At 65.3% G+C, this 26,425-nt stretch carries 21 protein-coding genes and 1 pseudogene; 13 read left to right on the top strand and 9 right to left on the bottom strand.

Translation table 11 applies throughout. From position 1 onward, the window contains the following. Positions 1 to 206: 206 nt before the first annotated feature. From ACQR1X_RS11950 to ACQR1X_RS11940, 3 genes are all read right to left on the bottom strand, one after another. Positions 207 to 1,433 (bottom strand): ABC transporter substrate-binding protein, encoded by a 1,227-nt coding sequence (locus ACQR1X_RS11950; RefSeq protein WP_434898898.1) that lies wholly within the window; start codon positions 1,431 to 1,433, stop codon positions 207 to 209. Between the two features lie 378 nt (positions 1,434 to 1,811). Continuing rightward, a complete protein-coding gene (locus ACQR1X_RS11945) occupies positions 1,812 to 2,177 on the bottom strand; it encodes a DUF1304 domain-containing protein (protein ID WP_434898897.1) in 366 nt (121 codons plus the stop codon). Positions 2,178 to 2,448: 271 nt separating this feature from the next. Beyond that, positions 2,449 to 2,655 carry a hypothetical protein gene (locus tag ACQR1X_RS11940; RefSeq protein WP_434898896.1) on the bottom strand — a complete coding sequence of 69 codons (207 nt, stop codon included), beginning with the start codon at positions 2,653 to 2,655 and terminating at the stop codon, positions 2,449 to 2,451. Positions 2,656 to 3,011: 356 nt separating this feature from the next. Here ACQR1X_RS11940 and ACQR1X_RS11935 point away from each other — a divergent pair, with 356 nt between their 5' ends. Both ACQR1X_RS11935 and ACQR1X_RS11930 read left to right on the top strand, forming a co-directional pair. Beyond that, a complete protein-coding gene (locus ACQR1X_RS11935; RefSeq protein WP_434898895.1) occupies positions 3,012 to 3,614 on the top strand; it encodes a hypothetical protein in 603 nt (200 codons plus the stop codon). A 45-nt stretch (positions 3,615 to 3,659) separates the two neighbouring features. After that, the gene (locus tag ACQR1X_RS11930) at positions 3,660 to 4,175 is read left to right on the top strand and encodes a hypothetical protein (protein WP_434898894.1); all 516 of its coding nucleotides are present in this window, start codon (positions 3,660 to 3,662) and stop codon (positions 4,173 to 4,175) included. Positions 4,176 to 4,311: 136 nt separating this feature from the next. On the opposite strand, the gene ACQR1X_RS11925 is transcribed toward ACQR1X_RS11930, so the two are convergent. After that, a complete protein-coding gene (locus ACQR1X_RS11925) occupies positions 4,312 to 7,107 on the bottom strand; it encodes a [protein-PII] uridylyltransferase (protein ID WP_434898893.1) in 2,796 nt (931 codons plus the stop codon). A gap of 243 nt (positions 7,108 to 7,350) precedes the next feature. Between ACQR1X_RS11925 and ACQR1X_RS11920 the strand changes: the two are divergent. The 3 genes and pseudogenes from ACQR1X_RS11920 to ACQR1X_RS11910 all read left to right on the top strand — a co-directional run. Then, a pseudogene (locus ACQR1X_RS11920) lies at positions 7,351 to 7,702 on the top strand (ABC transporter ATP-binding protein); the annotation flags it as partial. Between the two features lie 57 nt (positions 7,703 to 7,759). Continuing rightward, entirely contained in the window at positions 7,760 to 8,275 is a 516-nt protein-coding gene (locus ACQR1X_RS11915) for an OsmC family protein (protein ID WP_316215301.1), read from the top strand. A 218-nt stretch (positions 8,276 to 8,493) separates the two neighbouring features. Then, positions 8,494 to 9,303: a hypothetical protein gene (locus tag ACQR1X_RS11910; RefSeq protein WP_434898892.1), complete on the top strand. Its 810-nt coding sequence runs from the start codon at positions 8,494 to 8,496 to the stop codon at positions 9,301 to 9,303. On the opposite strand, the gene ACQR1X_RS11905 is transcribed toward ACQR1X_RS11910, so the two are convergent. Together ACQR1X_RS11905 and mutS are read right to left on the bottom strand one after the other, a co-directional pair. Beyond that, positions 9,295 to 10,329 (bottom strand): hypothetical protein, encoded by a 1,035-nt coding sequence (locus tag ACQR1X_RS11905; protein WP_434898891.1) that lies wholly within the window; start codon positions 10,327 to 10,329, stop codon positions 9,295 to 9,297. The two genes, ACQR1X_RS11910 and ACQR1X_RS11905, sit on opposite strands and share 9 nt — an antisense overlap. 299 nt (positions 10,330 to 10,628) lie before the next feature. Next, positions 10,629 to 13,361: a DNA mismatch repair protein MutS gene (gene mutS / locus ACQR1X_RS11900; RefSeq protein WP_434898890.1), complete on the bottom strand. Its 2,733-nt coding sequence runs from the start codon at positions 13,359 to 13,361 to the stop codon at positions 10,629 to 10,631. Positions 13,362 to 13,953: 592 nt separating this feature from the next. Between mutS and pcaF the strand changes: the two genes are divergently transcribed. The 6 genes from pcaF to ACQR1X_RS11870 all read left to right on the top strand — a co-directional run bounded on the left by pcaF (position 13,954) and on the right by ACQR1X_RS11870 (position 21,132). Beyond that, entirely contained in the window at positions 13,954 to 15,162 is a 1,209-nt protein-coding gene (gene pcaF, locus ACQR1X_RS11895) for a 3-oxoadipyl-CoA thiolase (RefSeq protein WP_315803817.1), read from the top strand. 132 nt (positions 15,163 to 15,294) lie between these two features. Further along, positions 15,295 to 16,188 (top strand): dioxygenase, encoded by an 894-nt coding sequence (locus tag ACQR1X_RS11890; RefSeq protein ID WP_434898889.1) that lies wholly within the window; start codon positions 15,295 to 15,297, stop codon positions 16,186 to 16,188. 60 nt (positions 16,189 to 16,248) lie between these two features. Beyond that, a complete protein-coding gene (locus ACQR1X_RS11885) occupies positions 16,249 to 17,313 on the top strand; it encodes a phosphotransferase (RefSeq protein WP_434839907.1) in 1,065 nt (354 codons plus the stop codon). A 249-nt stretch (positions 17,314 to 17,562) separates the two neighbouring features. Beyond that, positions 17,563 to 18,729, top strand: a complete 1,167-nt coding sequence (locus ACQR1X_RS11880; RefSeq protein WP_434889676.1) for a PspA/IM30 family protein — start codon at positions 17,563 to 17,565, stop codon at positions 18,727 to 18,729. Positions 18,730 to 18,751: 22 nt separating this feature from the next. Further along, positions 18,752 to 19,402, top strand: coding sequence for an OB-fold-containig protein (locus ACQR1X_RS11875; protein WP_434898888.1), 651 nt, complete (start codon positions 18,752 to 18,754; stop codon positions 19,400 to 19,402). 35 nt (positions 19,403 to 19,437) lie between these two features. Next, entirely contained in the window at positions 19,438 to 21,132 is a 1,695-nt protein-coding gene (locus ACQR1X_RS11870; RefSeq protein ID WP_315803813.1) for a flotillin family protein, read from the top strand. A 263-nt stretch (positions 21,133 to 21,395) separates the two neighbouring features. Here ACQR1X_RS11870 and ACQR1X_RS11865 read toward each other — a convergent pair whose 3' ends face one another. Genes ACQR1X_RS11865 through ACQR1X_RS11855 form a run of 3 tightly spaced genes read right to left on the bottom strand, consistent with a single transcriptional unit; the run spans position 21,396 to position 24,574 of the window. After that, positions 21,396 to 22,952, bottom strand: coding sequence for a DHA2 family efflux MFS transporter permease subunit (locus tag ACQR1X_RS11865; protein WP_434898887.1), 1,557 nt, complete (start codon positions 22,950 to 22,952; stop codon positions 21,396 to 21,398). 4 nt (positions 22,953 to 22,956) lie between these two features. Beyond that, on the bottom strand, positions 22,957 to 24,102 hold the full coding sequence (locus tag ACQR1X_RS11860) for an HlyD family secretion protein (RefSeq protein WP_434898886.1): 1,146 nt from the start codon (positions 24,100 to 24,102) through the stop codon (positions 22,957 to 22,959). Beyond that, complete coding sequence (locus tag ACQR1X_RS11855) at positions 24,095 to 24,574, bottom strand: MarR family winged helix-turn-helix transcriptional regulator (RefSeq protein WP_315803810.1); 480 nt, start codon at positions 24,572 to 24,574, stop codon at positions 24,095 to 24,097. The genes ACQR1X_RS11860 and ACQR1X_RS11855 overlap by 8 nt, the downstream gene beginning before the upstream one ends. Positions 24,575 to 24,748: 174 nt before the next feature. Here ACQR1X_RS11855 and ACQR1X_RS11850 point away from each other — a divergent pair, with 174 nt between their 5' ends. Together ACQR1X_RS11850 and ACQR1X_RS11845 are read left to right on the top strand one after the other, a co-directional pair. Next, positions 24,749 to 25,240, top strand: coding sequence for a Fur family transcriptional regulator (locus tag ACQR1X_RS11850; RefSeq protein WP_315751916.1), 492 nt, complete (start codon positions 24,749 to 24,751; stop codon positions 25,238 to 25,240). A gap of 225 nt (positions 25,241 to 25,465) precedes the next feature. Then, positions 25,466 to 26,419, top strand: coding sequence for a DMT family transporter (locus tag ACQR1X_RS11845; RefSeq protein ID WP_434847482.1), 954 nt, complete (start codon positions 25,466 to 25,468; stop codon positions 26,417 to 26,419). Positions 26,420 to 26,425 lie beyond the last annotated feature (6 nt).

Below are 26,425 nucleotides of genomic sequence, written 5' to 3'. Positions count from 1 at the left end.
GGTGTCTGCGGCAGCAGGAGCGACGAAGGGGCGCAATCCGTGCCGCAACGCAAAAGGGCTGCGCCGTTGCGCAGCCCTTTACCGGTGATGTCGTCATTCCGGTCGCGCGCAGCGCGAGCCCGGAATCCATTTGGCGTGATATTCGGTTGTGAGATGGATCCCGGGTTCAGCCCTATCGGGCTGCCCCGGAATGACGAGGGGTGGCGCTAACCCGCCGCGCCCTTGTCCTCCAGGATCGGGCCGAACAGCTCCCAGCGCTCACCGTTGAACTTCATCATCTGCAACTGCTTGTTGACGCGGTAGTCGGTCGGCGAGGTGTTGATCTTCATGCCCGGCAGCGACAGGTCGCCGACGACATCCTTCAGCGACGTCGCCTGCTTCATGACATTCTCGCGGGTGAGATTGTCGCCGCACATGCGCAGGATGGTCACCAGCAGCTCGGCATTGCCGTAGCCATAGGTGTTGAAGTTCGAGTTCTTGTCGCCTTCAGGATAATACTTGGCCATGAACTCGAAATAGCGCTTCATGCCCGGGTCGTCCTTCCACTGCGGATCGAGCGGGTCCTTGCCGTAATTGACCGAGATCACGCCCTTGGACGCCTCGAGACCCGCCGGCTGAAGCACCGCGCCGACCGACGTCGCATTGATGTCGACGATGTGCACCGGGTGCCAGTCGAGCTCGTGCAGTTTCTTGATCGCCTGCGCCGCCTGCTTCGGCGTCGCGGCCGAGAACAAGAGGTCGGCGCCGGCCGCCTTGAGCTTGAGGAGCTGGGAGTCGATGGTGGGATCGGAGACCTCGTAGGAGGCCTCGGACACGATCATCGTCGCCGCCTTGTCGCCGAGGCCGGCCTTGATGCCGTTGAGGTAGTCCTTGCCGAGATCGTCGTTCTGATAGAGCACGCCGACCTTGGCATTGGGGTGCTCCTTCAGAATGTACTGGCCGTAGATGCGGCCCTCGGTGAAGTAGTTGGGATTGTATCCCATGGTCCAGGGGAAGTTCTTCGGATCGGTGAACTTGGTGGCGCCGGTGGCCGCGAACAGCTGCGGCACCTTCTTGGCGTTCAGGTATTTCTGGACCGCGGCGTTGGACGGCGTGCCGATGATCTGGAACGTCAGCAGCACCTCGTCGTCCTCGACCAGCTTGCGCACCTGCTCCACGGCCTTCGGCGGCGAGTAGGCGTCGTCATACTGGATCAGCTTGATCTTGCGACCGTTGATGCCGCCCTGCTCGTTGATCATGTTGAAATAGGCGGCCTGGGTCTTGCCGATCGAGGCATAGGCCGAGGCGGGACCCGAGAACGGCACGGTCTGGCCGATCTTGATCTCGGTGTCGGACGCGCCGGGATCGTACTTCTTCTGGGCCTGGGCTGAGGTGACGGAGAGGGTGATGGCCAAGGCGGCCGCACCGGCAAAACGGAAAATTCCCTGTCGCATGGGGTCTATCGTTCCTCCTGATTTGTTATGCGGCTGGTCTGCCCCGTGGGGTGCCATCGCTGGGCGGCAGTGTGGAGGAAGGGGTTGGCGGACGCAAGGCGAGGGCTGCGCGGCTATGGCGGTTTCGCCGCGATGCGTTATGGCTGGCCCGGCCCGTTCATAAATCTCGTGTCGTCCCGGCCAAGCCCTGACGTCGCGGAGCGACGACAGGGCTCAGAGCCGGGATCCATAACCACGGGCGGTCGTGTGGCGAGGACTCGGAGTGGCGATCCTGCCTCAAGCTTGGCCCGGGACTATGGGGCCCGGGTCGGCGCATGCCGGCGCGTTGCGCCGCATGCCTGCCCGGGACGACGCCTGTTTTGGTTGGTGCAGTCCGCCTCAGCCCGCGAGCCAGACCAGGATCAGACCGATGGTGGCCGGCACGCTCTGGATGAACAGGATCTTGCGGCTCGCAGTGGCCGCACCGTAGAGGCCGGCGACCAGCACGCAGAGCAGGAAGAAGATCTTGATCTGGAACGCGAACGCCGGCGCCGGGTGCGCCAGGCCCCAGAACAGGCCGGCGGCGAGGAAGCCGTTGTAGAGGCCCTGATTGGCGCCGAGCACCTTGGTCGCCTCGGCGCGCTCCGGCGTGTTGTTGAAGGCCCGCAAGCCGGCCGGCTTGGTCCAGAGAAACATCTCGAGCACGAGAATGTAGACGTGCAGCAGGCCGATCAGCCCGACGACGATGTTTGCAGTAAAAACCATGAGTATCCGGCCGATTTGTCAGTAACATGTATGATCAGCATCCAATTGTCTGCCGATTTTCGCTAGTATCTGAAAATAGCTATTCGCGCGACTATCTCATCTTGTGGAATAAACCGAAAGCGTCGGGTCCCAGGCGCGCGAGGCAGACCGGTGCCGAGCACCTCTGCCTGATGGGCGGTGCGTAGTGAGCTTTGAGACTCGCGGTTTGATTAAGTGCCAATAAACTTACTACCTCCGGCCGTCAACCTTCAGGGGCCTTGCAACTGCTGAGTTACGCAAAGAAGCTGACTGGGGTGTCGAGCAAGTGCAAAATTGCGCTTGGCTGAAGACCAGAGTCAATCACGAGCAAGGCAATAGAAGCGTAAAGAGCCGCTACCACGAGGTCGCGGGCGGCAGTTCGGAATTCTCGACGTTTGATGGCGATAGCCGCTGCATCGATGTAGGCAAACGCGAGACCAAAATAAATGATGGTGTGCATGTACCGGTCCCCTTGTTGGTGTACTCACCTCTAAGGCCGCGGCGGCGCGAAATTTGCGCCATTGTAAAAAAATAATTTCAAAGTGCAGCATCTCGCGGGGATTGAAGCCCGATACATGCAGGGGCGGTGGGCGAGTCTGTCACGGTTCGGTTTGGGGAAATTGGTGACGCTTGGTCTTTCTGTCGTGTCTGGTGTGTGAGTAGTTCGGGGGGGTGGTGATTCGTGTTATCCGAAGCATTTTGGCTCAATAGAAGAGGACTGAGCCGCCAACTATTTTCAAGGTTGATATTGGAAGCGTGGAGATTTTTTGGGGTCGGGAATGTGTACTCGGAAATATCAACTTTGAGGATAGCCTCATGTCGAAGGATGAACTGCGGAAAAGGCTAGACGCTCCTTACGCTAAGCGCCTGAAATGGTACTCCATCCAACTTTTATTAGCTCGATCATTGGGTAGGGCCGTCCTTCGGAAGGCGAAAGCCGGAAAGAATCAGGCTCCGGCCGTTGTGCCGGAACCGGAAGAAATTCTCAGCGAGACCGTCGTTCGCGTGCTCGATGGGCGAGATAGGTACGTTTGGGATGGTCAGTCGCCGTCCACTTTTGACGAATTCTTTGCAAAATGTATGTGCACTACGGTTAGCTACTTTCGAGCAAAGGCTCGTAGTCGCATAACAGGCGAGGTTTCGATGCAACGGGCGACCGTGCCGTTCACGGTTTCGGAGCTCTCTGAATCTTTGCATCGCAGGTTTGATCCGAAGGATAGCAATGTCACGCTTGCTGCCGCGATCGCAGAGACGCGCACGCGCGGCGTAATGCTCGATTATGTCAAGAACCTCGATTCTTACGTCCTGCGAGGAGCGACAACGAAGGATATCGCTTCAGATCTTGGCGTCGAGGTTGGGACGGTTTCGTCGATTAGATCGCGCTTGAAGCGCATCATCGATGATGCTGACCAAAGTTGATCAAGCTTCATCTCTATCTTTTTGTCATAAAATAGGACGCCACGCATGAGCGAGATCGAAAAATGCCAAGAGCTCATTTCTTTCCTGGATGGAAAGATGGATCCGTCTGATGGCGCGAGAATTGCGGAAGTGATCGCGGCTTTAAGTGATCTGTCACAAGGAGAGTTAGATCATCTTCTGATCTTGGCTGGAATGTCACCCAGCGCTGTTCGTCGCTTGGTGGATGCTCCGCGCCGGCCTGCTAACGGGAGGAGTACTAGTGTCGGGCGTAGGTATATGAACAAGGTCGCGGCTGATGGTGGTTGCGCCTGCGACGAAGAGATGGGGTTCTCGTTGGCCCGAGAAGTAGCACATGGGTTTCGCCGCTCTGAGAAGCGACTCGTGGGGTATCGAGGTCGAGCTTTGGCAAAAAGGGCAAAGCGGAAGAATTCCAGAAACGGGTGCGATTTAGAGATGCTCACGGATGCAGGCGCGACTGGCTTTGTTCAGAGGCAGTTGGCGCAAATCGTCGCTCATCGTGATAAAGATGAGCGTCTAGGCGGTGAATTAGACTTCGAATAGACTTTGTAGTATCTGAGCAAGGCTCTTCGGAGCCTTGCCAAGATAAGGCATTCAGATTTTTTTGCTTGAATTTCTTTTTGAATCTTCGAGGGTTCATTAGCCGGGCGTCAGGAATAAGACTTAAGATGCATGGTACTTACGCCGCCGGCTGCGCAGCGGCGTCCTCGCTGGCCAACAGATGCAGCAGCGCGCTCTTGATCGCGGCCTGCCGGGTCGGCGCGTTGATCTGCGCCCCAAGCAGGTCGGTGACGTAGAACACGTCGCGGGCGCGCTCGCCGAAGGTCGCGACATGGGCGGAGGCGATGTTGAGGTTCAGCTTCGAGATCGCCGTGGTCAGCTCGTAGAGCAGGCCGGGCCGGTCGAGGCCGGAGACCTCGATCACCGTGTAGAGCTCCGACCATTGATTGTTGATGGTCACTTCCGGCTCGACCGAGAACGCCTTGTGCTGCTTGCCGCGCGTGGTGCGCCGCGCCACCGCGTCGGGCAGCCGCAGCTTGCCTTCCAGCACCTGCTCGATGGTCTCGCCGATCCGGGTCGCGCGCCGGCCCTCGTCCTCGTCGCGCTCATACTCGCGGGAGATCGCGATGGTATCGAGCGCGCGCCCGTCGGTCGTGGTGTAGATCTGGGCGTCGACGATGTTGGCGCCGGCCGAGGCGCAGGCGCCTGCGATGATCGATAGCAGCCAGGGGTGGTCCATCGCGAAAATCGTCAGTTCGGTGACGGCGCGGGCCGGATCGAAGCCGACATTGATCGCGAGCTTGTGTCCCGCATCCTCGCTCGATCGCACGAAGCGGGCATGGCGGATCTTGCGCGGCAGCTCGACCTTGAGCCAGTAGGCCGGATAATGCCGGCCGATATAGGTGTTGAGCTCGTCGTCGGGCCAGTCGGTGAAGGCGTTGCGGAATTCGGCCTGCGCCGCGGTAATGCGCTTGGCGCGATTGACCTCGGAGAAGCCGCCGGTCAGCACCGGCTCGGTCTCGTAATACAGCGTGCGCAGGAGCTGCGCCTTCCAGCCGTTCCAGACGCCGGGGCCGACGCCGCGGATGTCTGCGGTGGTCAGGATGGTCAGCAGCTTCATCTGCTCCACCGACTGCACCACGGCGGCGAAATTCTCGATCGTCTTGCGGTCCGACAGGTCGCGCGACTGCGCCACCGTCGACATCGTCAGGTGCTCCTCGATCAGCCAGGCGACCAGCTCGGTGTCGGCATTGTTGAAGCCGAGCCGCGGGCACAGCCGGCGCGCGATCTTGGCGCCGGCGATGGAATGATCCTCGGGGCGGCCCTTGGCAACGTCGTGCAGCAGCACGGTGATGTAGATGACGGCGCGGTGCTCGGGCCGGATCTTGCGCATCAGGTCGGAGGCCAGGGTGAACTCGTCGATGCCGCCGCGCTCGATCTCCTGCAGGAAGCCGATGCAGCGGATCAGGTGCTCGTCGACCGTGTAGTGATGATACATGTTGAACTGCATCATTGAGACGATGCGGCCGAAGGCGCGAATGAAGTGGCCGAGCACGCCGGTCTCGTTCATCCGCCGCAGCACGACCTCGGCATCGTTGGAGGTCAGGATCTCCATGAACAGCCGGTTGGCCTCGGGATCGTCGCGCAGCTCGGTGTTGATCAGGTTCAACGAGCGCGTGACCGCGCGCATTGCGTCGGGATGGAAGGCGAGGTTGTTCTTCTGCGCCAGCCGGAAGATGCGGATCAGATTGACCGGATCGTGCTTGAAGACGTCGGGCGCGGCGAGGTTGATGCGGTTGTTGTCGACGATGAAGTCGTCGCTCTCCGGCACGCGCCGCCAGGTCGAGCCGGTGGTCAGGCGCGAGATCATCCGGCTCAGCACCGGCGCCGGCTTGGCCTGCTGGTCCTCGAGCTTGGCGCACAGGATCGCGGTGAGATTGCCGACCTCCTTGGCGACCAGGAAGTAGTGCTTCATGAAGCGCTCGACATCCTGCATGCCGGGATGGCTGGTGTAGCCCAGCCGCACCGCGATCTCGCGCTGCAGGTCGAACGACAGCCGTTCTTCCGGACGCCCGCTGACGAAATGCAGGTTGCAGCGCACCGACCACAGGAAGTCCGCGCAGCGCCGGAAGGTGCGGTATTCATGCGCGTCGAACACGCCGCGCTCGACCAGCTCGGCGGTCTCGCGCACGCGGTAGACGTATTTGGCGATCCAGAACAGCGTGTGCAGGTCGCGCAGGCCGCCCTTGCCGTCCTTGACGTTGGGCTCGACCAGGTAGCGCGACTGGCCGCCGCGGCGATGCCGCTCCTCGCGCTCGGCGAGCTTGGCGGCGACGAATTCGGCGGCGGTGCCCTGCACCACCTCGCTGTCGAACCGCGCGACCAGCTCGTCATAGAGCGGCCTGTCGCCGGCGAGATAACGCGTCTCCAGGATGGCGGTGCGGATGGTCATGTCGCCGCGCGCCTGGCGGATCGACTCGTCGACCGACCGGGTCGCGTGGCCGACCTTCAGCCCCATGTCCCACAGCGAATACAGGATGGCTTCGGCCACCTGCTCGCCCCAGGCGGTCTGCTTGTAGGGCAGGATGAACAGAAGATCGATGTCGGATTCCGGCGCCATCAGGCCGCGGCCATAGCCGCCGGTGGCGACCACCGCCATGCGCTCGGCGCCGCTCGGCACCTGCGAGCGATAAAGGTGCTGGGTGGCCGCGGCGTAGAGGATGCGAATGATCTCGTCCTGCACGAAGCAGAGTTGCTCGGCGCAGCGCCGGCCGTGGCGGTCCTTCAGCAGTTGCGCCTGGGCCGCCGCGCGCGCCTTGACCAGCTCGGCCTTGAGGAATTGCACCACGGCCGCGCGGAACATGTCCTCGCGTCCCGAATGCTGCGCGGCCAGCGCGTCGACCGCAGCCGCGATGCCGGCGCTGTCGAAATCGGAAATGCTATCAGGGTGGGAATGGGGGGCGACGCTGTCCATGGCTGCAACCGGATATCGAACAAGGCCTGTGCTGTCACGAAACTTCCAATGCAACAATCGATCCATGCTGTCATCGGTGGTCACGGGATGATGATCGTTCTGAACCGCGCCGTCGAAAGGAAAAGCAATTCTCGCGCGCTTCCGGAATAAACTATTGTAATAAAAGAGAGATTTCCGAGGCTCCAAAGGAGCTGAGACGGGGGATTGTCGGGGCGCGGATTTGCTGCGGTTGCGGCCGTGGTTCTACTGGGGGGCGACGCTTTACGCGCGGCCGAGCCGGTGAATGAGGTCTGCGGCGCGCGTGCGCTCTGCCGCGACGAGCCGTTCTCGGCGCTCGACGCCCTCACCCGCAAGGACCTGCAGGATCATCTTCTCGATCTCTGGACTCGTGCTGGCCGACCGCGTGCTGGTGATGCGGCCGCATCCCGGCCGGCTGTTCGAGGAGATCACCATCAATCTGTCGCGGCCGCGGGACCGCAACGCGCCCTTCGACCACTTCAAGCGCCACGTGCTGACCGCGCTGGACCGCTCGCTCGACCGGACGATGCCGGACGCGCAGGGCAGGGGTGAGCCCGGCGGCGGCCTGTGGTGGTGACAGCGGCAGCCGGTCCCGGTACATCTCGTCTGAAATAAATCCGGGAGAGAACGACAAATGGATGCTGCCGAGCTGCGCGCCATGCAGGCGCCGATCAAGGAACGCTACAAGGCCGACCCGTCCGCCGCCGTGATCACCTTGAAGGCCAAGGGTGAGGTCGGGCAGGAGGGGCTGACCTGCAAGCTCGAGACCGGGCGCGCGGCTGCCGTGGCTGGTCTGCATCCGGGAACCGGCGGCTCCGGGCTCGAGCTGTGCTCCGGCGACATGCTGCTGGAGGCGCTGGTCGCCTGCGCCGGCGTCACCTTGAAATCGGTCGCGACCGCGGTCGAGGTGCCGCTCAAGAGCGGCCATGTGCTGGCCGAAGGCGATCTCGATTTCCGCGGCACGCTCGGCGTCGACAAGGAGGCCCCGGTCGGCTTCCAGGAGATCCGCCTGCGCTTCGAGGTCGACACCGACGCCCCGCAGGACAAGCTCGACCTGCTGCTCAAGCTCACCGAGCGCTATTGCGTGGTCTATCAGACCATCAAGAACGGCCCGAAGGTGTCGGTCAGTCTGAAGCGGGTGGCGGCGTAGCCCTTCGTTCATTCTGTGTCCCGCCGTTGGTGAGCGCGAGCCGGCGAGGCGCGCTCGGTCTGCGCCTCCCCCGCGCGCGGGGGAGGTCGCATCGCAGATGCGAGGCGGGTGGGGGAATTCTCTCCACACGACGTGCACCACCCGAGCCGCGCCCCCACCCCACCCCAGCCCTCCCCCCAGGCGGGGGAGGGAGAGCACCGCCGCTGCGGCATGAGCTGATGTCCCTCGATCCCTCCTTTCTGCTGCTGCTGACCCTGCGCATGGCGATCGCGGCGTCGTTCGTGGTCTCGGCGTCGATGATCGCCGAGCGCACGGGTCCGGTGATCGGCGCGCTGGTCGCGACCCTGCCGATCTCGGCGGGGCCGACCTACGTTTTCCTGGCGCTCGACCACGACGCCGTCTTCATCGCGCAGGGCGCGCTGACCAGCCTGCCGATCAATGCCGCGACGATCTTCCTCAGTCTCGCCTATGCCGTGCTGGCGCAGCGCCACAGCGTGGGGGTGGCGAGCGCCACCGCCGTCGCGGTGTGGCTTGGTCTCGCCACGCTGATCAAGAGCGTGCAGTGGACGCTGGCGATGGGCATCGTCGCCAACGTTGTGACCTTTGCGATCTGCCTGCCGCAGCTCGCGCGCTACCGTCATGCCAAGATGCCGCTGATCACACGGCGCTGGTACGACGTTCCCTTACGCGCCTCGCTGGTCGCGACGCTGGTTGCGACCGTGACCTCGGTGTCGGGCTGGGCCGGCCCGAGCGTCTCCGGCATCCTGGCGCTGTTTCCGATCGTCTTCACCTCGATGATGCTGATCCTGCAGCCGCGCATCGGCGGACCCGCGACCGCGGCCGTGCTGGCCAACGGTGCCTGGGGCCTGATCGGCTTCTCGCTCGCGATCGTCGTGCTGCATCTCGGCAGCCTGCATCTCGGTGCGGCGTTCGGTCTGAGTGGCGCGCTGGCGACCTGTGTCGGATGGAATCTCGGCCTGTGGTGGCTGGGGCGGCGGAAGGCGGCGGGCGTCCGACCGTTACGATAGACGTGGACGCCGGCGCAGGAAGTCGGCGCGCGATCGCACCGATGGGTTCTTGTCCTGCTCGAAATGCGCGATCAGCCGGTCTTCGTCAGGGACGGCCGCACGACTGGCGATCAGCGCATCGGCTGCAGCACGCCGCACGATCACCGATGCGTCGCGCGCCGCCTGCCAGAACAGATCAGGCGGCAGTGCGATGTCCTGCAGGGGACGGTGATCGAGTTTCGGAACGCGCTTCCTGATGCCGTAGACCTTGTCGATCCATTGCCACTCATAGCCCGCGAACCAGGTGACGTTGCCTGTCAGCAGGCTGCGATAGGCAATGGCCCTCACCTGCGGCTGGATCGCCGATGCGGCCAGGGCCGGTAGATACTGATCGATCGCAGGATTGCGCGCGAGTAGACGCAGATACTTGGCCAGCGAGCCGTTCGCCGTCCGTTGCAGGAAGCCGGCAATGATCGGCAGCACGTCCGGCCTGCCGAAAACGTCATCGAGCAGGTCGGCTTCGCGGCTCCAGCGTCCCCAACTGTGTCGGCGATCGAGGAGATAGGGGGCACTGCTTGCTGCAACTTCCGGAACGATCTGACGTTGGACGCGCTGCACATAGCGCGTGGCGGCACGTCGGACCGGCTCGGCCCAATCATTCAACCGCCAAGCGACAGCGGCAAGAAAGAACGCAGACTCGGGCGGTCTTTGCAACGAATCGAGGGCTGCTTCGCGAACATGGCCGCTCGGATGAAATAGGAAAATCCAAGCATAGTTCGGAGCTCGTCGCATCAGGGCAAGATCACGGACATAGATCGGCTCGTCGGTGAATGCACCGATCAGGCGATCCATCAATAATGGCTCCCAGCCGAGACGCGCCGCCAGCGCGATCTCGCGGGAAGCCAGAACAACCAGATGATGTGGAACGGCAGAGAGGTCCGCCAGAATAGCCGGCAACTCGTCATCCCAGTTCTCGCGAGTGGACGCCAGCGCCGACAGCTTGGCAGTCAAGGCGGTAGACAGCACTGTACGAGAACGCGTGGTCATCTCGCCAGAATGACAGTCTCGCGCAAATTTTGAAAGGGGAGACGACGTTCCTCATTGCTTGCGAGTCTGCCTTTGGCCTGTCCCCATCCACCCGACAAACCGCCGCCGCCTCGACCGCTTTCTCCACCGTCATCGCGAGCGCAGCGCGCAATGACGGAGAGTGTGGACCGAGCTGCCTCCCCATCCCCGCTGTCATTCCGGGGCGCGCGTAGCGCGAACCCGGAATCCATTGGACCGCATGTGCCGACGAGAAATGGATTCCGGGCTCGCGCTGACGCGCGCCCCGGAATGACGGCCGACTATTTGGTCGGCAGCTTCGCCTTCAGCCGATACAGCGCATCCAGCGCCTCGCGCGGCGTCATCTCGTCGGGATGCAGCGCCGTCACCGCGGCGATCAGCTCCTCCGTCTCCTTCGACATCGCAGGCTCCACCGCCGCGCGCGACGGCACCGCGAACAGCGGCAGGTCGTCGACCAGGGCACGCGCGCTCTGGCCGCGGTCCTGGGCCTCCAGCTTCGCCAGCACCGATTTGGCGCGGCTGATCACCGCCGGGGGGAGACCGGCGAGCTTCGCCACCTGAATGCCGTAAGAGCGGTCGGCCGAGCCGGGCAGCACCTCGTGCAGGAACACCACGTCGCCCTGCCATTCCTTGACCCGCACCGTGGCATTGAACAGCCGCGGCAGCTTGGCGGCGAGGGCTGTCAGCTCATGGTAATGCGTCGCGAACAGCGTGCGGCAGCGGTTGCTCTCGTGCAGATGCTCGATCGCCGCCCAGGCAATGGAGAGACCGTCGAACGTCGCGGTGCCGCGTCCGATCTCGTCGAGGATCACCAGCGCGCGCTCGCCGGCCTGGTTGAGGATCGCGGCGGTCTCGACCATCTCGACCATGAAGGTCGAACGTCCGCGCGCGAGATCGTCTGCGGCGCCGACGCGCGAGAACAGCCGGTCGACGATGCCGATGCGGGCGCGGCTCGCCGGCACGAAGCTGCCGATCTGCGCCAGCAAGGCAATCAGCGCGTTCTGACGCAGGAAGGTCGATTTACCCGCCATGTTCGGACCGGTGAGCAGCCACAACTGGCCGCTCTTGTGTCCCGGCGTCGGCGACAGGTCGCAGGAATTGGCGATGAACGGCTGACCCTCGCGCTTCAGGGCCTGCTCGACCACCGGATGGCGGCCACCTTCGATGGCAAAGCCGAGCGAGCCATCGACCTCGGGCCTGACGTAGTTGTCGTCGACCGCGAGCTTGGCGAGGGCGGTGGCGACGTCGAGCATCGCGAAGCCATGCGCGGCAGCGCGCAGGTCGTCGCCGATCGCCAGTGCCTGGGCGCACAGCCGGTCGAAGATCTCGAGCTCGAGATTGAGCGCGCGCTCGCCGGCATTGGCAATCTTGGCCTCGATCTCGCCGAGCTCCGACGTGGTGAAACGCACCTGGCCGGCCAGCGTCTGGCGATGGATGAAGGTCGCGTTCAACGGTGCCGTCATCAGCTTGTCGCCGTGCTGCGCGGTGACCTCGACGAAATAGCCGAGCACGTTGTTGTGCCGGATCTTGAGTGCCTTCACCCCGGTCTGGTCGGCGTAGCGCGCCTGCATCGAGGCGACGACGAGCCGCGAGGCGTCGCGCAGATTGCGCGTCTCGTCCAAGGTCGCATCATAGCCTGATCGCACGAAGCCGCCGTCGCGCTTGATCAGCGGCAGCTGCTCGTCGAGCGCGCGGGCGAATTCGTCGGCGAGCGCGCGCGCCGGCCGCGCCAGCGCGGCCATCACCGAGGCGATCTCCTGCGGCGGCTGGTCGAGCGCCGACAGCCGCTCCAGCGCCTGGTCGGCGGCGAGGATGCCATCGCGCAGAGCGGCGAGATCGCGCGGGCCGCCGCGGCCGACCGAGAGCCGCGCCATCGCGCGGGTCATGTCGGGCGCGCCGCGCAGGATCGAGCGGATGTCCTCGCGCGCGGCGCTATCGGCAACGAAAACGTTGACCGCGTCGAGCCTTCGCCCGATCTGCGCGGGCTCGGTCAGCGGCGCAGCGAGGCGTTGCGCGAGGAGGCGCGAGCCGGCCGAGGTCACCGCGCAGTCGATGGCGTCGAGCAGCGAGCCGCGCCGCTCGCCGGCGAGAGTGCGCGTCAATTCGAGATTGGCGCGGGTCGCCGGATCGATCGCCATGGTGCTGCCGGTCGCCTCGCGCGTGGGCGGCGCCAGCGGCGGGCGCTGGCCCACTTGCGTGCGCTCGACATAGGTGACGCAGGCAGCGGCGGCGGTCGCCTCCAGCCGCGACAGCACCGCGAGCCCGTCCATGGTCGCGACCGCGAAATAGTCGCACAGCCGCCGCTCTGCGGTGGCGCCGTCGAACACGTCGCGGGTCAGCGGCGTCACGGCGGTGAGCTCGCGCAGCACAGGCTCGAACGCCGCGTCCGAATACAGCGCGTCGGAGACGATGACCTCGTTCGGGTTGATACGGGCCAGCGTCGCCGTGAGCTCGGCAAAGGCACATTCGGTGACGATGAAGTCCGAAGTCGAGATGTCGATCCAGGCGAGCCCGAGCCGGTCGCCGCCGGACGAGCCGCGGCTGCGCGCGATCGCCAGCAGATAGTTGTTGGCGCGCGCGTCGAGCAGATTGTCTTCCGTCAAGGTGCCCGGCGTCACCACGCGCACCACGCCGCGCTTGACCACGCTCTTGTTGCCGCGCGCCCGCGCCGCCGCCGGATCCTCCATCTGCTCGCACACGGCGACGCGGATGCCTTGCGCGATCAAGCGATGCAGATAGTCCTCGGAGCGCTCCACCGGCACGCCGCACATCGGGATATCCTGGCCCAGGTGCTTGCCGCGCTTGGTCAGCACGATGCCGAGCGCTTTCGAGGCGACCTCCGCATCCTCGAAGAACAGCTCGTAGAAGTCGCCCATCCGGTAGAACAGCATCAGCCCCGGATGCGCTGCCTTGATGTCGAGATACTGCTCCATCATCGGCGTGAGCTTGGCCGGCGCCTCGGCGGGCGCGGTGTCAGGCGGAACCGGGGCGGAGATGGGTTGCTGGATCGTCATGGCGCGGAAACTAGCCAATTTGCCCGGACGGTCCTACCGCTTTGCAGGCGATGTCCCGGTTTTCCACGATGGCGATTCTTGCCCTGATCGACCGCTTGTGAGGGGCGCCGCTCTCTCCTCTCGTCATTCCGGGCCGTGCGCAGCACGAACCCGGAATCCATCGTGCGGCATCACGCGCAGCCGGATGGATTCCGGGCTCGCCGCGCTGCGCGCGCCGCCCCGGAATGACGGCGAGTGTGGCGCGACGGTGTTCGCCAAACTTGCGGTTCGGGCAGTGAAAGTCGTTGCGCCTCCCCCGCGCTTGTCCGCCGTAGCTCGAGGAGCGAAGGCGGATGCGGGGGAGGTCGTATCGCATCGAAGATGCGATACGGGTGGGGGACGTCTCTCCACACGACGAGTGGCGCTTGGGGCGGCCCCCACCCCAACCCTCCCCCGCAAGCGGGGGAGGGGGCGCACCGTGTGCGGGGAGACGGTGTGCGCACGCCATTGTCGGCGCATAGCACCCCGCGTCCCCGTCATTTGACCTGCCTCCAGGGCACTCCTAAAACCGCCGTCAATTCTGACCAGAAACACGAAAGTTCGGGAGAGAGCGATGCGAGACGTGTTCATTTGTGATGCGGTGCGGACTCCGATCGGCCGCTTCGGCGGCGCGCTGGCCAAGGTGCGCACCGACGATCTCGCGGCCACCCCGCTCAAGGCGCTCAAGGCGAAGCATCCCAATCTCGACTGGGCTGCCGTCGACGAGGTGTTCTTCGGCTGCGCCAACCAGGCTGGCGAGGACAACCGCAACGTCGCGCGCATGGCGCTGCTGCTCGCGGGCCTGCCGGATTCCATTCCCGGCCAGACCTTGAACCGTCTCTGCGCCTCCGGTCTCGACGCGGTCGGCGCGGCGGGACGTGCGATCCGCGCCGGCGAGGTCGATCTGGCGATCGCCGGCGGCGTCGAATCCATGACGCGCGCGCCGTTCGTGCAGGGCAAGGCGACCGAGGCGTTCTCGCGCTCGGCCGAGATCTTCGACACCACGATCGGCTGGCGCTTCATCAATCCCTTGATGAAGCAGCAGTATGGCGTCGACTCCATGCCGGAGACCGGCGAGAACGTCGCCGAGGAATTCCAGGTCTCGCGCGCCGACCAGGACGCGTTCGCGATCCGCTCCCAGCAGCGCGCCGGAAAGGCGATCGCGTCGGGCTATTTCGCCGCCGAGATCACGCCGGTCATGGTGCCCGGCGGCAAGGCCGGCCCTGTGACGGTGGACAAGGATGAGCATCCGCGCCCCGAGACCACGCTCGAAGGCCTCGCCAAGCTGAAGCCGATCGTGCGCAATCCCGGCACGGTCACGGCCGGCAACGCCTCCGGCGTCAATGACGGCGCCGCCGCCATGATTCTCGCCTCGGAAGCGGCGGTGAAGAAGCACGGCCTCACGCCCCGCGCGCGCGTGCTCGGTCTCGCCTCCGCCGGCGTGCCGCCGCGCATCATGGGCATCGGCCCGGTGCCGGCGGTGCGCAAGCTGATGGAGCGGCTCGGCCTGAAGATCAGCGATTTCGACCTGATCGAGCTCAACGAGGCGTTCGCCTCCCAGGGCATCGCCTGCCTGCGCCAGCTCGGCGTCGCCGAGGACGCCGATTTCGTCAACCCGCATGGCGGCGCCATCGCGCTGGGACACCCGCTCGGCATGAGCGGCGCGCGCATCGCGATGACCGCGGTGCACGGCCTTGAGGTGCGCGGCGGCAAGCGTGCGCTGGCCACGATGTGCGTCGGCGTCGGTCAGGGCGTCGCGCTGGCGGTCGAGATGATCAACTGATCCCAAACCCTCATCCTGAGGAGCCCGCCTCTTGGCGGGCGTCTCGAAGGATGAGGCCCGGCACTGGCCTCATGGTTCGAGACGGCGCTTCGCGCCTCCTCACCATGAGGGGAAACAGCGGAGAGCGCCGCCATGACCATCTCCCGCGAACAGGACGTCACGCCGGCCGTATTGGCGGTGATGGAGCGCACCGAGAATCCGCGGCTGCGCGAGATCATGGTGTCGCTGATCAAGCACCTGCACGGCTTCGTCCGCGATGTCAGGCTGACCGAGGCGGAATTTCGCGAAGCCGCCGCCATCATTGCCGAGCTCGGACAGCGCACCGACGACACGCATAACGAAGTCGTGCTGATGGCCGGCTCGCTCGGCGTCTCGCCGCTGGTCTGCCTGCTCAACAATGGCGATGGCGGCAACACAGAGACGGCGCAGTCGCTGCTTGGCCCGTTCTGGCGGCTGAATTCGCCTGTTACCGAGAACGGCGGCTCGATCGTGCGTTCGGCGACGCCGGGTCCGGCGTTGTTCGTGCACGGGCGCGTGGTCGATCCGAAGGGCGCGCCGATTGCCGGCGCCGAGGTCGACGTCTGGCACGCCTCGCCGGTCGGCTATTACGAGAACCAGGATCCGGAGCAGGCCGACATGAACCTGCGCGGCAAGCTCGTGACCGACGCCGACGGCCGCTTCTGGTTTCGCTCGGTGATGATGGTCGGCTACCCCATCCCGACCGACGGCGTCGTCGGCCGTCTCCTGAAGGCGCAGGGCCGCCATCCCTATCGCCCGGCGCATCTGCATGCGCTGATCGTCAAGCCCGGCTTCAAGGTCCTGATCTCGCAGGTCTACGACCCCAACGACCCGCACATCGACAGCGACGTGCAGTTCGGCGTGACCAAGGCGCTGCTCGGCAACTTCATTCGCCACGATGCGCCGCACCCGACGGAGGTCGATATCACCGCGCCCTGGTACTCGCTCGATCACGTCTACCGGATGGAAGCCGGCGACACCGTACTGCCGCGGGCGCCGATCAAGTAGCGCTCAACGACTTCCATGCTAGTGTGGGCCAGGCTGCAACCCTGAAGGGATAGGGCCCGCATGGCCTCAACCGACTTGCCCTCCGCTGCCGAGCCTGCCGCGTTGACGGCCACGATGCGCGACGCGGGCGTGCTCGATTCTGGCACGGTGTCGGATGTCACCGTGATCAGCGACCGCCCGATGCTGGTGTCGCGCATCATCCGTCTTGGGCTGACCTATGATGGCGCCGCGCCGGATGCGCCGAAGACGCTGATCCTGAAGACCCCGCTGCCGGCCTTTGCCAAGACGCTGTGGCAGGGCGGCCGCCACGAGGTCACCTTCTATCGGGAGCTGGCACGGGTCATGCCGCCGCGCCTCGTGCCGGGCGGCTTCGGCGGTGCCTGGGACGAAGGCGCCATGACCTGGCACCTGCTGCTGGAGGATCTCACCGACACCCATCGGATGGCGACACAATGGCCGCTGCCGCCGACCGTGCCGGACGCCGAGCGAATCGTGCGCGCGCTGGCGCGGCTGCATGCGGCGTGGTGGGACGATCCGCGGCTCGGCGTGAGCGTCGGTAGCTTCGCGACACCAGAGCAGACGGCGGCGAATGTCAGCGAGTTTGCCGGCCACTACGCGCGCTTCGCCGATCAGCTGGGTGACCGGCTGAGCGCAGAGCGTCGCGCCATCTACGAGCGTTTCCTCGCGGCCACGCCACAGCTTCTGGAGCGCTATCATTCGCGGCGAAATCTCAGCATCGCCCATGGCGATGCGCATGTCTGGAATTTCCTCGTGCCCAAGGCCGCAGGCAGCGATGACGTCCGTGTGTTCGACTTCGACCATTGGCGGATCAACGTGCCGGCGCAGGATCTCGCCTACATGATCGCGCTGCATCTCTTTCCCGAGCGCCGCTCCGTCGTCGAGCGGCCATTGCTCGACTGCTATCACGAGACGTTGGTTGCGCATGGTGTCACCGGCTATGACCGCGCGGCGCTCGATCGGGACTATCGTTACGCCGTGCTGTGGCACATCACCAAGCCGGTCTGGCAATGGGCGATCGAGATCCCGCCGCTGATCTGGTGGGCTCATCTGGAGCGCATCTTCCTCGCCATCGACGACCTCGGCTGCCGCGATCTGCTGGACTGATCGTCCCGACATCCACTGAGGTCGCTCACGTCAGGCGTGTTCATCGCGACGATGCACGTCAATGCCGTGCTTTTGGCGCTGCCGTTATCAGCCGTCTTAACGATCACCAGAGATTGTTCATCGGCCTTAAACCGCCGGATGGGGGCGGCGCGACATATCTGCATGTGCACGGCGTTCGGCGTGGTCACGGAAAGGTGCGGCTCCCCAGGGGTAGAGGGTGGCTTGCGAAAGCACGAAAATAGTGCTTTGATGTTCCTCATGGCCGGAATTTACGATCAGGCTGTTCGCTACCGTCTCGTCCCCAACTCCGAGGCGCGGGCGGCGATCGAGGCGACCTTCGCCGATTATGCCCGGATGATGGACATGCTCGACGAGATCGCTGCCGCCAAAGGCATCGGCGCCAATCTGGTCGCGCTGCACGGCCATGCCTATGGGCCGGTCCGCAAGGCCACCCGGCTGCCCTCGCGCCTGGTCACGCTCGGCCTGCGCGACCGCGCCGCCTATCGCGCCGCATCGACCCCGCGACTGCCGCTCGACGACCGCCTGGTGAATGTTCGGGACGCCGGCACGCTGTCGCTCGGCACCGCGCTCGGCCGCTTCACCATCCCGTTCGAGGTCACCGGCTATGCCGCGGGCTGGACGCACGCGACGCCGGCGCAACTCGTCCGCACCGATAATGGCGACGTCGAAGTCCGTTTCGGCGTCACCGCCAGCTCACATCCGACCATCAGCCCAGGAAAGGACCACGTCATGCTCGCCGAACACGCGCCGGCTCCCGACACGCTCCTGTCACGCGCCGGGCGCCTCATCGCCGGCATCGCCTATGGAGCGATCGAAAAGGCCGAGGACAAGAACCGGGTCGCGCTGGTCAGCCAGGCGATCCGCGAGATCGAGCAGGCCGAGCGCGAATCGCGCGAGAGCCTGTCGCATGCGCGCGCCGAGGAATATCGGCTCAACGCCCGCCGCGCCGAGATCGAGCGCGAGACGACCGTGCTGGCTGAGCAGATCCGCGTCGCCATCGCCGAGCACCGCGACGATCTCGCCCGCGCCGGCATCGCCCGGCAGATGGATCTCGAAGCCCAGTTCGAGGTGCTGTCGAAGGCGATCGACGAGAATGCCGAGCGCGTCGATGCGGTGCTCACGACGCTGCGTGCGATCCTGTCGAGCCTGCAGGACGCGCAGGCGCGTCTCGTCGAGCTCGAGCGCAGCGAGGCGCTCGCCGAGCAGCCGAAGGCCACATCGCGCAAGTCGGGCGATACCGGCCTCGCCAGGGCCGCGCGCGCCTCCCGCGTCATCGCCCGCGCGACCGGCGTGCCGGAAGGCATCGCGCCGTCGCCCGACATCGACGAATTGTCGAAGCTGAAGCGCGACAAGGACATTGCCGAGCGGCTGGCACGGCTGAAATCGCAGAATTGAACGGGCAGGGGCGCGTCGTCCCATGACCATCGTCGACCATTTCATGCAACCCGAGGTGCGGCCGTTCGCGATCGCCGCCGTGATGATCGTGCTGGTCGGCGGCGTCGAGATCGGCTCGATGCTGATCGGCCTGTCGATTAGCGAGCTGCTCGGCCAGACCGTCGATCTCGGTCACGACGGCGACAGCACCAGCGTCGGTCACGTGCTGTCCTGGATCAATGTCGGCGGTGTGCCGCTGATGATCTGCGTCCTGCTCGCGCTCGGCATCTTCTCGATCACGGGCTTTCTCATCCAGGATGCCGCGCGGCTGCTGGCGGTGGCGTTGCCGCCAACGGCCGCGGGCGTGCTCGCCGCCGTTATTACCGTGCCGCTGCTGCGCAGCTCGACGCGCTACGCGGCGCGGCTGGTGCCGCAGGATGAAAGCTATGCGGTCGGCCTGTCCGATCTCGTCGGCCGCACCGGCGAGGTCGCCGTCGGCCCGCTCGATGGCGGCTTGCCGGGCCGTGTCCGCGTTAAGGACGTCCACGGCAATTGGCACATGGTGACGGCCTCGGCCGCGCCGGACTCGCCTTCCTTGCCGGTGGGCGCATCGGTTCTCCTCGTCGACCGCAAGGACGGCCGCTTCATCGCGATCGCCGCAGCCGACGAGCTCACGAGCTCCAAGACACTTTAGCCCAAGACACTTTCCTCAACCCGAAAGTAAATCCCATGTTTGATCTGGTTCTGCCTGCGTCGATCGGCGTTGTGCTGCTGGTCGTTCTCGGCACTGTCTTTGCCGTTCTCTACCATCGTTCCACCCGCGACGAGGCGTTCGTGCGCACCGGCCTCGGCGGCAAGAAGGTGGTGCTCGACGGCGGCGCCGTGGTGCTGCCGATCTTCCACTCCATCGCGCGCGTGAATCTGAAGACGCTGCGGCTGCGCGTCGAGCGCTCGAAGAAGGATTCGCTGATCACCAAGGACCGCATGCGCGTGGACATCGACGCCGAATTCTACGTGCGCGTGAAACCCGACGTCGATTCGATCGCGCTGGCCGCGCAGACGCTCGGCGCCGTCACCAACAATGCCGAATTGCTGCGCGACCAGGTCGAGGCCAAGTTCGTCGACGGACTGCGCTCGGTCGCGGCGACGATGGAGCTGTTGGACCTGCAGGAGAAGCGCTCGGATTTCGTCAAGCACGTCCAGGCCGCGGTCGAGGCCGACGTGCAGTCCAACGGCCTGGAGCTGGAATCGGTGTCGCTGACCAAGCTCGACCAGACCGACATCTCGTTCTTCAACGCCGAGAACTTCTTCGACGCCGAAGGCCTCACTCTCTTGAAAACGGTCACCGAGACCCGCCGCCGCGACCGCAACGCGATCGTGCGCGACAACGAGGTCGCGATTGCGCAGAAGGACCTCGAGGCGCGCCAGCTCACCCTGACGATCGAGCGCACCAAGAAGGAGGCCGAGCTCAGCCAGGAGCGCGACATCGCCAACAAGACCGCGAGCACCCGCGCCGAGGTTGCGAGCGCCACCCAGACCGCGTGGCAGACCGAGGAGAATGCCCGCATCGAGGCGCAGCAGAAGATCGCCCAGCGCGAAGCCGAGGCATTGAAGGTGCGCGAGACCGCGGCGATCGAAAGCAATCTCGCGATCAACCGCCGCAAGACCGACGCCGACCGCGAGATCCAGATCGCCACCCAGGACAACGACATCCAGATCGCGACCAAGAGCAAGGAAACCTCGGAGGCCCGCGCGGTCGCCAAGGCGGCCGAGGCGCTCGCGGTCTCCGCGGAGGAAAAGGTGACGACGGCGCGCGCCATCGAGATCGCCGATCGCGAGCGTCAGACCGCGGTCATGGCGGCGCGGAAAGAGGCCGAGCAGCGCTCGACCGGCATCACCGTTGCAGCCGAGGCCGAGAAGCGCGCCGCGGTCGATCGCGGCGCGGCGGCGAAGACCCTGGCCGAAGCGGAGGCCGAGGCCAACAAGATCAAGGCCGTCGGCGTGCGCCAGATCGGCGAGGCGGAAGCCGCGGTGATCCTGATGAAGAACGAGGCGCAGAACAAGCTCGGCAGCAACGTGATCGATTTCGAGCTCGCCAAGCAGCGCATCGCCACCATGCCCGCCGCGCTCGGCGAGATGGTCAAGCCGATCGCCAACCTGAAGGACGTCCGCATCCTGCACACCGGTGGCGCCTTCGGCGGCAACGGCAATGTCGGCGCTGGCGGCAATGTCGGCTTCGGCGAAGGCCTCGCCGGCGAGCTGCTGCGCGTGCACGCGCTGAAGCCCTTGATCGACGAGATACTGGTGCAGTCCGGATTCAAGCCCGGCGACGATCCGGTGCAGGCGCTGGCGGGTGTGATCGTGCCGGCCACGGAGACGAATACCGCTGCCGGGCCGAAGATCGAGCCACTGCAGAAGCCGTAAGCAAGACACATGAAAAGGGAAGCCCCGGGGCTGGGGGCGGCGCTGGAGGAGCCACCGCCCCCGCCCGGCACATCACGAGTGGGGCGCTCATGAGGTGCAGTCTCTGCGCGCAACTCATACGCAGAGAACCGAGTGGGGTGAACAGAAGATAGCCGGAAACGCGCCGGATTGAAGTTACAAATCCATCACGTCGTGGTCACCTTTTTGCTATCCCGGTCTCGCTGCGTCTCAACAGCACGCGAATTTTCCGTCGCGGGGAAGCGTCACTCCATCACGGCGTGGTCGGCCGGGGCAGACTGGGCGCGCAGCGCGCTGCGCGTCGAGCCGATCATGACCGCGAGCGGGATCGACACCAGGATGAACGTCATGACCAGCTGGTAGTCGTGCGAGAAGGCCAGGATCTGCGCCTGCACCATGACCATCGCGTCGGCCATTGCGCGCCCGGCATCGGTGGACAGGTTCAACAGGCCGGCGACATTGGGCATCTGCAGGGCGTGATTGAACGGATTGATGTGCTCGACCAGGATCGCGTGGTTGCGCCGCGTTCCCTCGGTGAGCTGCGCGATCGCAATGGAGATGCCGATCGAGCTTGCGACATTTCGCACCAGGGTCAGCATCGAGGTTCCATCCGTGCGCAACTCGCCCGGCAAGGTCAGGAACGCCACGGTCGACAGCGGCACGAAGACGAGGCCGAAGCCGAAGCCCTGCATGATGCTGATGGTGATGATCTCGGGCACGCCGGTCTGGTCGGTCCACGCCGTCATCTGGAACAATGACAGCGCCGTCAGCGCCAGCCCGACCACGATCAAGGTCCGCGCCTCGATGTAGCGCAGCAGGCGGCCGACCAGCATCATCGCGACGAAGGTGCCGCAGCCGCGGGTCGCGAGCAGGACGCCGGCGGTGATGATGGGATAGCCGATGACGTTCTGCAGATAGGGCGAGGACAGCGCCATGGTCGAGAACAGCACCAAGCCCATCACCGTCATGAACACGCAGCCGCCGACGAAGTTGCGGTCCTTGAACAGCGCGAACTGGATGAACGGCCGCTTCGTCGTCAGCGAATGCGCCAGGAAATAATAGAAGCCGACGCCGGCGACGATGAACTCGATGATGATCTCGTTGCTCTCCAGCCAGCCCTGATCCTCGCCGCGGTCGAGCGCGATCTGCAGCGAGCCGATGCCGATGGCGAGCGCGGCGAAGCCGAACCAGTCGAAGGTCAGCTCCACGTTCGGCTTGGTTTCCTCCATGAACGCCATCAGGCCGAGCACGGTCACGGCGCCGAACGGCAGGTTGACGAAGAACACCCAGTGCCAGGAATAGGTCTCGGTCAGCCAGGCGCCGAGCGACGGCCCCATGATCGGGCCGAGCATCACGCCCATGCCCCAGATGGCCATCGCCTTGGCGCGCTCATGCAGCGCGTAGGAGTCGAGCATCACCGCCTGCGACAGCGGCACCAGCGAGGCACCGAACACGCCCTGCAGCAGGCGGAACAGCACCATCTGCGTGATGTCCTGGGCCAGCCCGCACATCACGGACGCGATGGTGAAGCCGGCCGAGCAGACGATGAAGGTGCGCTTGCGGCCGAAGCGGTTGGCGATCCATCCCACCGGCGCGGTCATGATCGCGGCGGCGACGATGTAGGACGTCAGCACCCAGTTGATCTGGTCCTGCGACGCCGACAGGGTGCCCTGCATGTAGGGCAGCGCGACGTTGGCGATGGTGGTGTCGAGCGCCTGCATGATCGTCGCCGTCATGGCGCAGATCGTCACCATGTTCCGGCGCAGGCCCGGAACTGCTGATGAGGCTGCTGGCGCGGTCATGACGCTACTCGTCCTTGTCCGCCGCGTGCGCCGATCCGAACAGCCCGGCCAGCGAACGCTCGTGCCCGGTGTCGATCGAGACGTTGACGCTCATGCCGGCCTTCAGCTTCGCGACGAACTTGTCGGACTTGTCGAAATGGATTCTGACGGGCACGCGCTGCACGACCTTGACGAAATTGCCGGTCGCGTTCTGCGGCGGCAGGATTGCGAACTGCGCGCCGGTGCCCGGCGACAGCGAGCCGACCGTGCCCTTGAAGCGGTGGTTCGGGAAGGCGTCGACGTCGAGCTCGACCGGCTGGCCGACCGCGACATAGGTGAAGTCGCTCTCCTTCGGATTGGCGTCGACCCAGGGATTGGCGATGTCGATCACCGAGAAGACCGGCGTGCCCGCGGTGACGAAGCGGCCAAGCTGGATCTGGTCGACCTGCGTGGCGATGCCCGGCATCGGCGCGCGCAAGGTGGTGTGGTCGAGGTCGCGCTGGGCATCGTCGAGCTTGGCCTTGGCCTGGACATAGGGCGGAAACTGCTCCAGCGGCAGCTCGGGATTGCCGAGCAGTTGCGTCCTGGCGTTCGACAGCTGCTGCTTGATGAACTGCGCCTGCGCGCTCGCCGTCACCAGCGCGTTCGCGGCGTTGTCGAGGTCGAGCTGCGAGCCGAAATTGTTCTTGGCGAGCGTCTGCTTGCGCTCGACGTCCTTCTGCTTGAGCTCGATGCCCTGCTGGGCGAGGTCGAGCATCTGACCGTAGATCTTGATGTTGGCGGTGAGATTCTCATAGCTCGTCCGCGCCTGCTCCAGCGCCGCCTTGGCCTGGTCGACCGCCAGGCGATAGGGCACGGGGTCGATCTCGAACAGCTCGTCGCCCTTCTGCACCTGCTGGCCTTCCTTGACGACGACCTTGACGATCTTGCCGGAGATATCGGGCGTGATGAGCACCTTCTGGGCGCCGACATAGGCGTCGTCGGTCGTCACGTAGCGTCCGCCATTGAGATACAGCACGAGGCCGCCGATGGCGGCGACGAGCGGCAGCACGACCAGCAGCAAGGTGCGACGGTAGCGGCGCACGAATCCGGGGCGCGCCGGCTTCGAGGCCGCGGCCGCATCGGGGCTGGCCTTCTGTTCAGGGGCGAGTTTCAGGGCGGGCTCAGCCATAGCGCTGTTCCTTTCGCTGCTCGTCGCACAGCGACTGCAGGGCGTTTCTCACGTTTTCCTTGATGGCTTCGAGATGGGTCATCAGCCGCTCGGCATCACCGGCGCTGATGCCCTGAAGGGCGGTGTCGGTCAGCTCGGCCTTGAGCACGCCGAGCTTGGCGAGCAGCGGGCGGGCGGCCTTCTTCAGATAGAGCCTGTTGACGCGGCGGTCGGTGTCGTCGCCGCGGCGCTCGATCAGCCCGGCTTCGGCGAGCTTGTCGATCAGCCGGGTCAGCGTGATCGGCTGCATCTCCAGCTGCTCGGCCAGCTCCGACTGCTTCATCCCCTCATTGCGCTCGACCTTGGCCAGCACGGCCCATTGCGCGCGGGTCATGCCGAAGCGCGCGGCCTCCTTGTCGGCATAGGCGCGCATCAGGCGCTGCAGCTCGCCGAGCGTAAACAGGAAGTTGGCGTCCGCGGAGGTGCGGCTCATGGCGGTCTCGATTCGGGATCGGAGGGAACTAAGCTTTGGCTGTAATGAGCCACGGATATAATAAGCAAGCTTATGAATATTTCATGGCCCCGCCGAGCGCACCCGCTCCGCTCAGGATGCATGGCTCGGCCGCGGCCTTTGGCGAGAGCGGCCCGAGATGCTAGAATGTCGCCAATGACCCTCGCAAAACCCACCTTCCCGGCGCCGGACCACGATCATGGCCGCTGCGCGGCCGATGCCTTGGACCATGCCGAGCGCATCTGCGCCCAGCGTGGCCAGAAGTTCACGCCGCAGCGCCGCCAGGTGCTGGAGGCGCTGCTGTCGAGCCACCGGCCGCTCGGCGCCTACGAGATCATCGAGGAACTCGCCAAGGTGGCCGCGCGGCCGGCGCCGATCACGGTCTACCGCGCACTCGAGTTCCTGATGGCCAACGGCCTAGTGCACCGCATCGAGAGCCGCAACGCCTTCCTTGCCTGCGCCCACGACCATGAGCAGACCGCGCTGGTGGCGTTCCTGATCTGCGAGAGCTGCGGCGCCGTCGGCGAGGTTCCGGCAGCGCCGATCGCGGAAAGCCTGAAGCTGGCCGCCGCGGCATCGGGCTTCACGCCGAAACTGTCGGTGGTCGAGATCACGGGGCTTTGTGCGCATTGCCAGAAGGCGGCGTGAGCTCCGCCACCGGAGCCCACGTCGCATAGCTGTACACATGTGACCGACCGTCGTATGCGATGATCCTGCCGCGAGGCTGGTGCGCCCCTCTCCCCGCCAGCGGGGCGAGGTGACCAGTGCCGTTGCAGCAGCCACATCAGCCTCGTCTCGGGCGGATCGCGGCCACGCCGACCGCAGGTTCAATCGCGGTCCAACAAGGAAACGCTTTCGGGAGTCCACGTCCTCGTGTCCGCAACGCCCACCTCGTCCGCCGTGACCCGTCCCCTTGGCCCCGGCGCCATCGCCGTCATTTTCGTGCTCTGCATCTCCTGGGCCTTCAACCAGATCGCGGTCAAGCTGGCGCTGCCGGAGATTCCGCCGATGCTGCAGGCGACCTTGCGCTCGGCCGGCGCGCTGCCCGTCCTCCTGCTCATCGCCCGGGTGCGCGGCGTGAAGATGTTCGAGCGCGACGGCACGCTCGGCCCGGGCCTGATCGCCGGGACGATGTTCGGCGTCGAGTTCGTGCTGATCTATGGCGGATTGCTGCTGACGTCCGCCTCGCGCGCGGTCGTGTTCCTCTACACCGCGCCCTTCTTCGTCGCGCTTGGCTCCTACCGCTTCCTGGGCGAGCGGCTCGGCGCCATGCAATGGTCGGGCTTGGCGCTCAGCTTCGCGGGCGTGGCGCTCGCGATCGGCGTTCCCCAGGCCAATGTCGATCGAACCGTGCTGCTGGGCGACCTCATGGTGGTCGGGGGCGGGTTGCTGTGGGGCGCGACCACGGTCGTCGCGAAAGGCACCCGGCTCCGCTTCGCACCCCCGGAGAAGGCCCTTGCGTACCAGGTTGCCATGTCGATTCCGATTCTGGGGGCGGCCGCCCTGCTGGCCGGGGAACGGCTCCATCAGGTTCCCAGCCCGTTCGTGACCGGCCTGATGGCCTACCAGTCGATCTGGGTGGTCGGGGCCACGTTCACGATCTGGTTCGCGCTGATCAAGGCCTACTCGGCCAGCAAATTGTCGGCATTTACCTTCATCACCCCTTTATTCGGGGTGGTGGCGAGCTATTTCATCCTGCATGACGCCCTGACGCTGGCCTTTGGCTTGGCCGCCGTGCTTGTGATCGTTGGGCTTTTTCTCGTAAACCGCCCGAACCGCGTGGTCCTGGCCGCGACTGATCCATTGCTGAATGTCACCAAAACCTGATATCCG

This window comes from Bradyrhizobium sp. HKCCYLRH3073 (assembly GCF_051167995.1).
In the GTDB taxonomy this organism is placed as follows: Bacteria; Pseudomonadota; Alphaproteobacteria; order Rhizobiales; family Xanthobacteraceae; genus Bradyrhizobium.
The sequence above is the reverse complement of the archived record's forward strand: the minus strand, read 5'-3'. Positions and strand labels throughout refer to the sequence as shown.

Bases quoted from the DNA above. Each gene is read 5' to 3' on its own strand.
- ACQR1X_RS11930 (WP_434898894.1), top strand. From the start codon at position 3,660: ATGAGCGAGATCGAAAAATGCCAAGAGCTCATTTCTTTCCTGGATGGA.
- ACQR1X_RS11855 (WP_315803810.1), bottom strand. From the start codon at position 24,574: ATGAGCCGCACCTCCGCGGACGCCAACTTCCTGTTTACGCTCGGCGAG.
- ACQR1X_RS11850 (WP_315751916.1), top strand. From the start codon at position 24,749: ATGACCCTCGCAAAACCCACCTTCCCGGCGCCGGACCACGATCATGGC.
- mutS (WP_434898890.1), bottom strand. From the start codon at position 13,361: ATGACGATCCAGCAACCCATCTCCGCCCCGGTTCCGCCTGACACCGCG.
- ACQR1X_RS11950 (WP_434898898.1), bottom strand. From the start codon at position 1,433: ATGCGACAGGGAATTTTCCGTTTTGCCGGTGCGGCCGCCTTGGCCATC.
- ACQR1X_RS11875 (WP_434898888.1), top strand. From the start codon at position 18,752: ATGACCATCGTCGACCATTTCATGCAACCCGAGGTGCGGCCGTTCGCG.
- ACQR1X_RS11935 (WP_434898895.1), top strand. From the start codon at position 3,012: ATGTCGAAGGATGAACTGCGGAAAAGGCTAGACGCTCCTTACGCTAAG.
- ACQR1X_RS11860 (WP_434898886.1), bottom strand. From the start codon at position 24,102: ATGGCTGAGCCCGCCCTGAAACTCGCCCCTGAACAGAAGGCCAGCCCC.
- ACQR1X_RS11880 (WP_434889676.1), top strand. From the start codon at position 17,563: ATGTTCCTCATGGCCGGAATTTACGATCAGGCTGTTCGCTACCGTCTC.
- ACQR1X_RS11915 (WP_316215301.1), top strand. From the start codon at position 7,760: ATGGATGCTGCCGAGCTGCGCGCCATGCAGGCGCCGATCAAGGAACGC.
- ACQR1X_RS11885 (WP_434839907.1), top strand. From the start codon at position 16,249: ATGGCCTCAACCGACTTGCCCTCCGCTGCCGAGCCTGCCGCGTTGACG.
- ACQR1X_RS11945 (WP_434898897.1), bottom strand. From the start codon at position 2,177: ATGGTTTTTACTGCAAACATCGTCGTCGGGCTGATCGGCCTGCTGCAC.
- ACQR1X_RS11940 (WP_434898896.1), bottom strand. From the start codon at position 2,655: ATGCACACCATCATTTATTTTGGTCTCGCGTTTGCCTACATCGATGCA.
- ACQR1X_RS11865 (WP_434898887.1), bottom strand. From the start codon at position 22,952: ATGACCGCGCCAGCAGCCTCATCAGCAGTTCCGGGCCTGCGCCGGAAC.
- ACQR1X_RS11890 (WP_434898889.1), top strand. From the start codon at position 15,295: ATGACCATCTCCCGCGAACAGGACGTCACGCCGGCCGTATTGGCGGTG.
- pcaF (WP_315803817.1), top strand. From the start codon at position 13,954: ATGCGAGACGTGTTCATTTGTGATGCGGTGCGGACTCCGATCGGCCGC.
- ACQR1X_RS11870 (WP_315803813.1), top strand. From the start codon at position 19,438: ATGTTTGATCTGGTTCTGCCTGCGTCGATCGGCGTTGTGCTGCTGGTC.
- ACQR1X_RS11925 (WP_434898893.1), bottom strand. From the start codon at position 7,107: ATGGACAGCGTCGCCCCCCATTCCCACCCTGATAGCATTTCCGATTTC.
- ACQR1X_RS11910 (WP_434898892.1), top strand. From the start codon at position 8,494: ATGTCCCTCGATCCCTCCTTTCTGCTGCTGCTGACCCTGCGCATGGCG.
- ACQR1X_RS11905 (WP_434898891.1), bottom strand. From the start codon at position 10,329: ATGACCACGCGTTCTCGTACAGTGCTGTCTACCGCCTTGACTGCCAAG.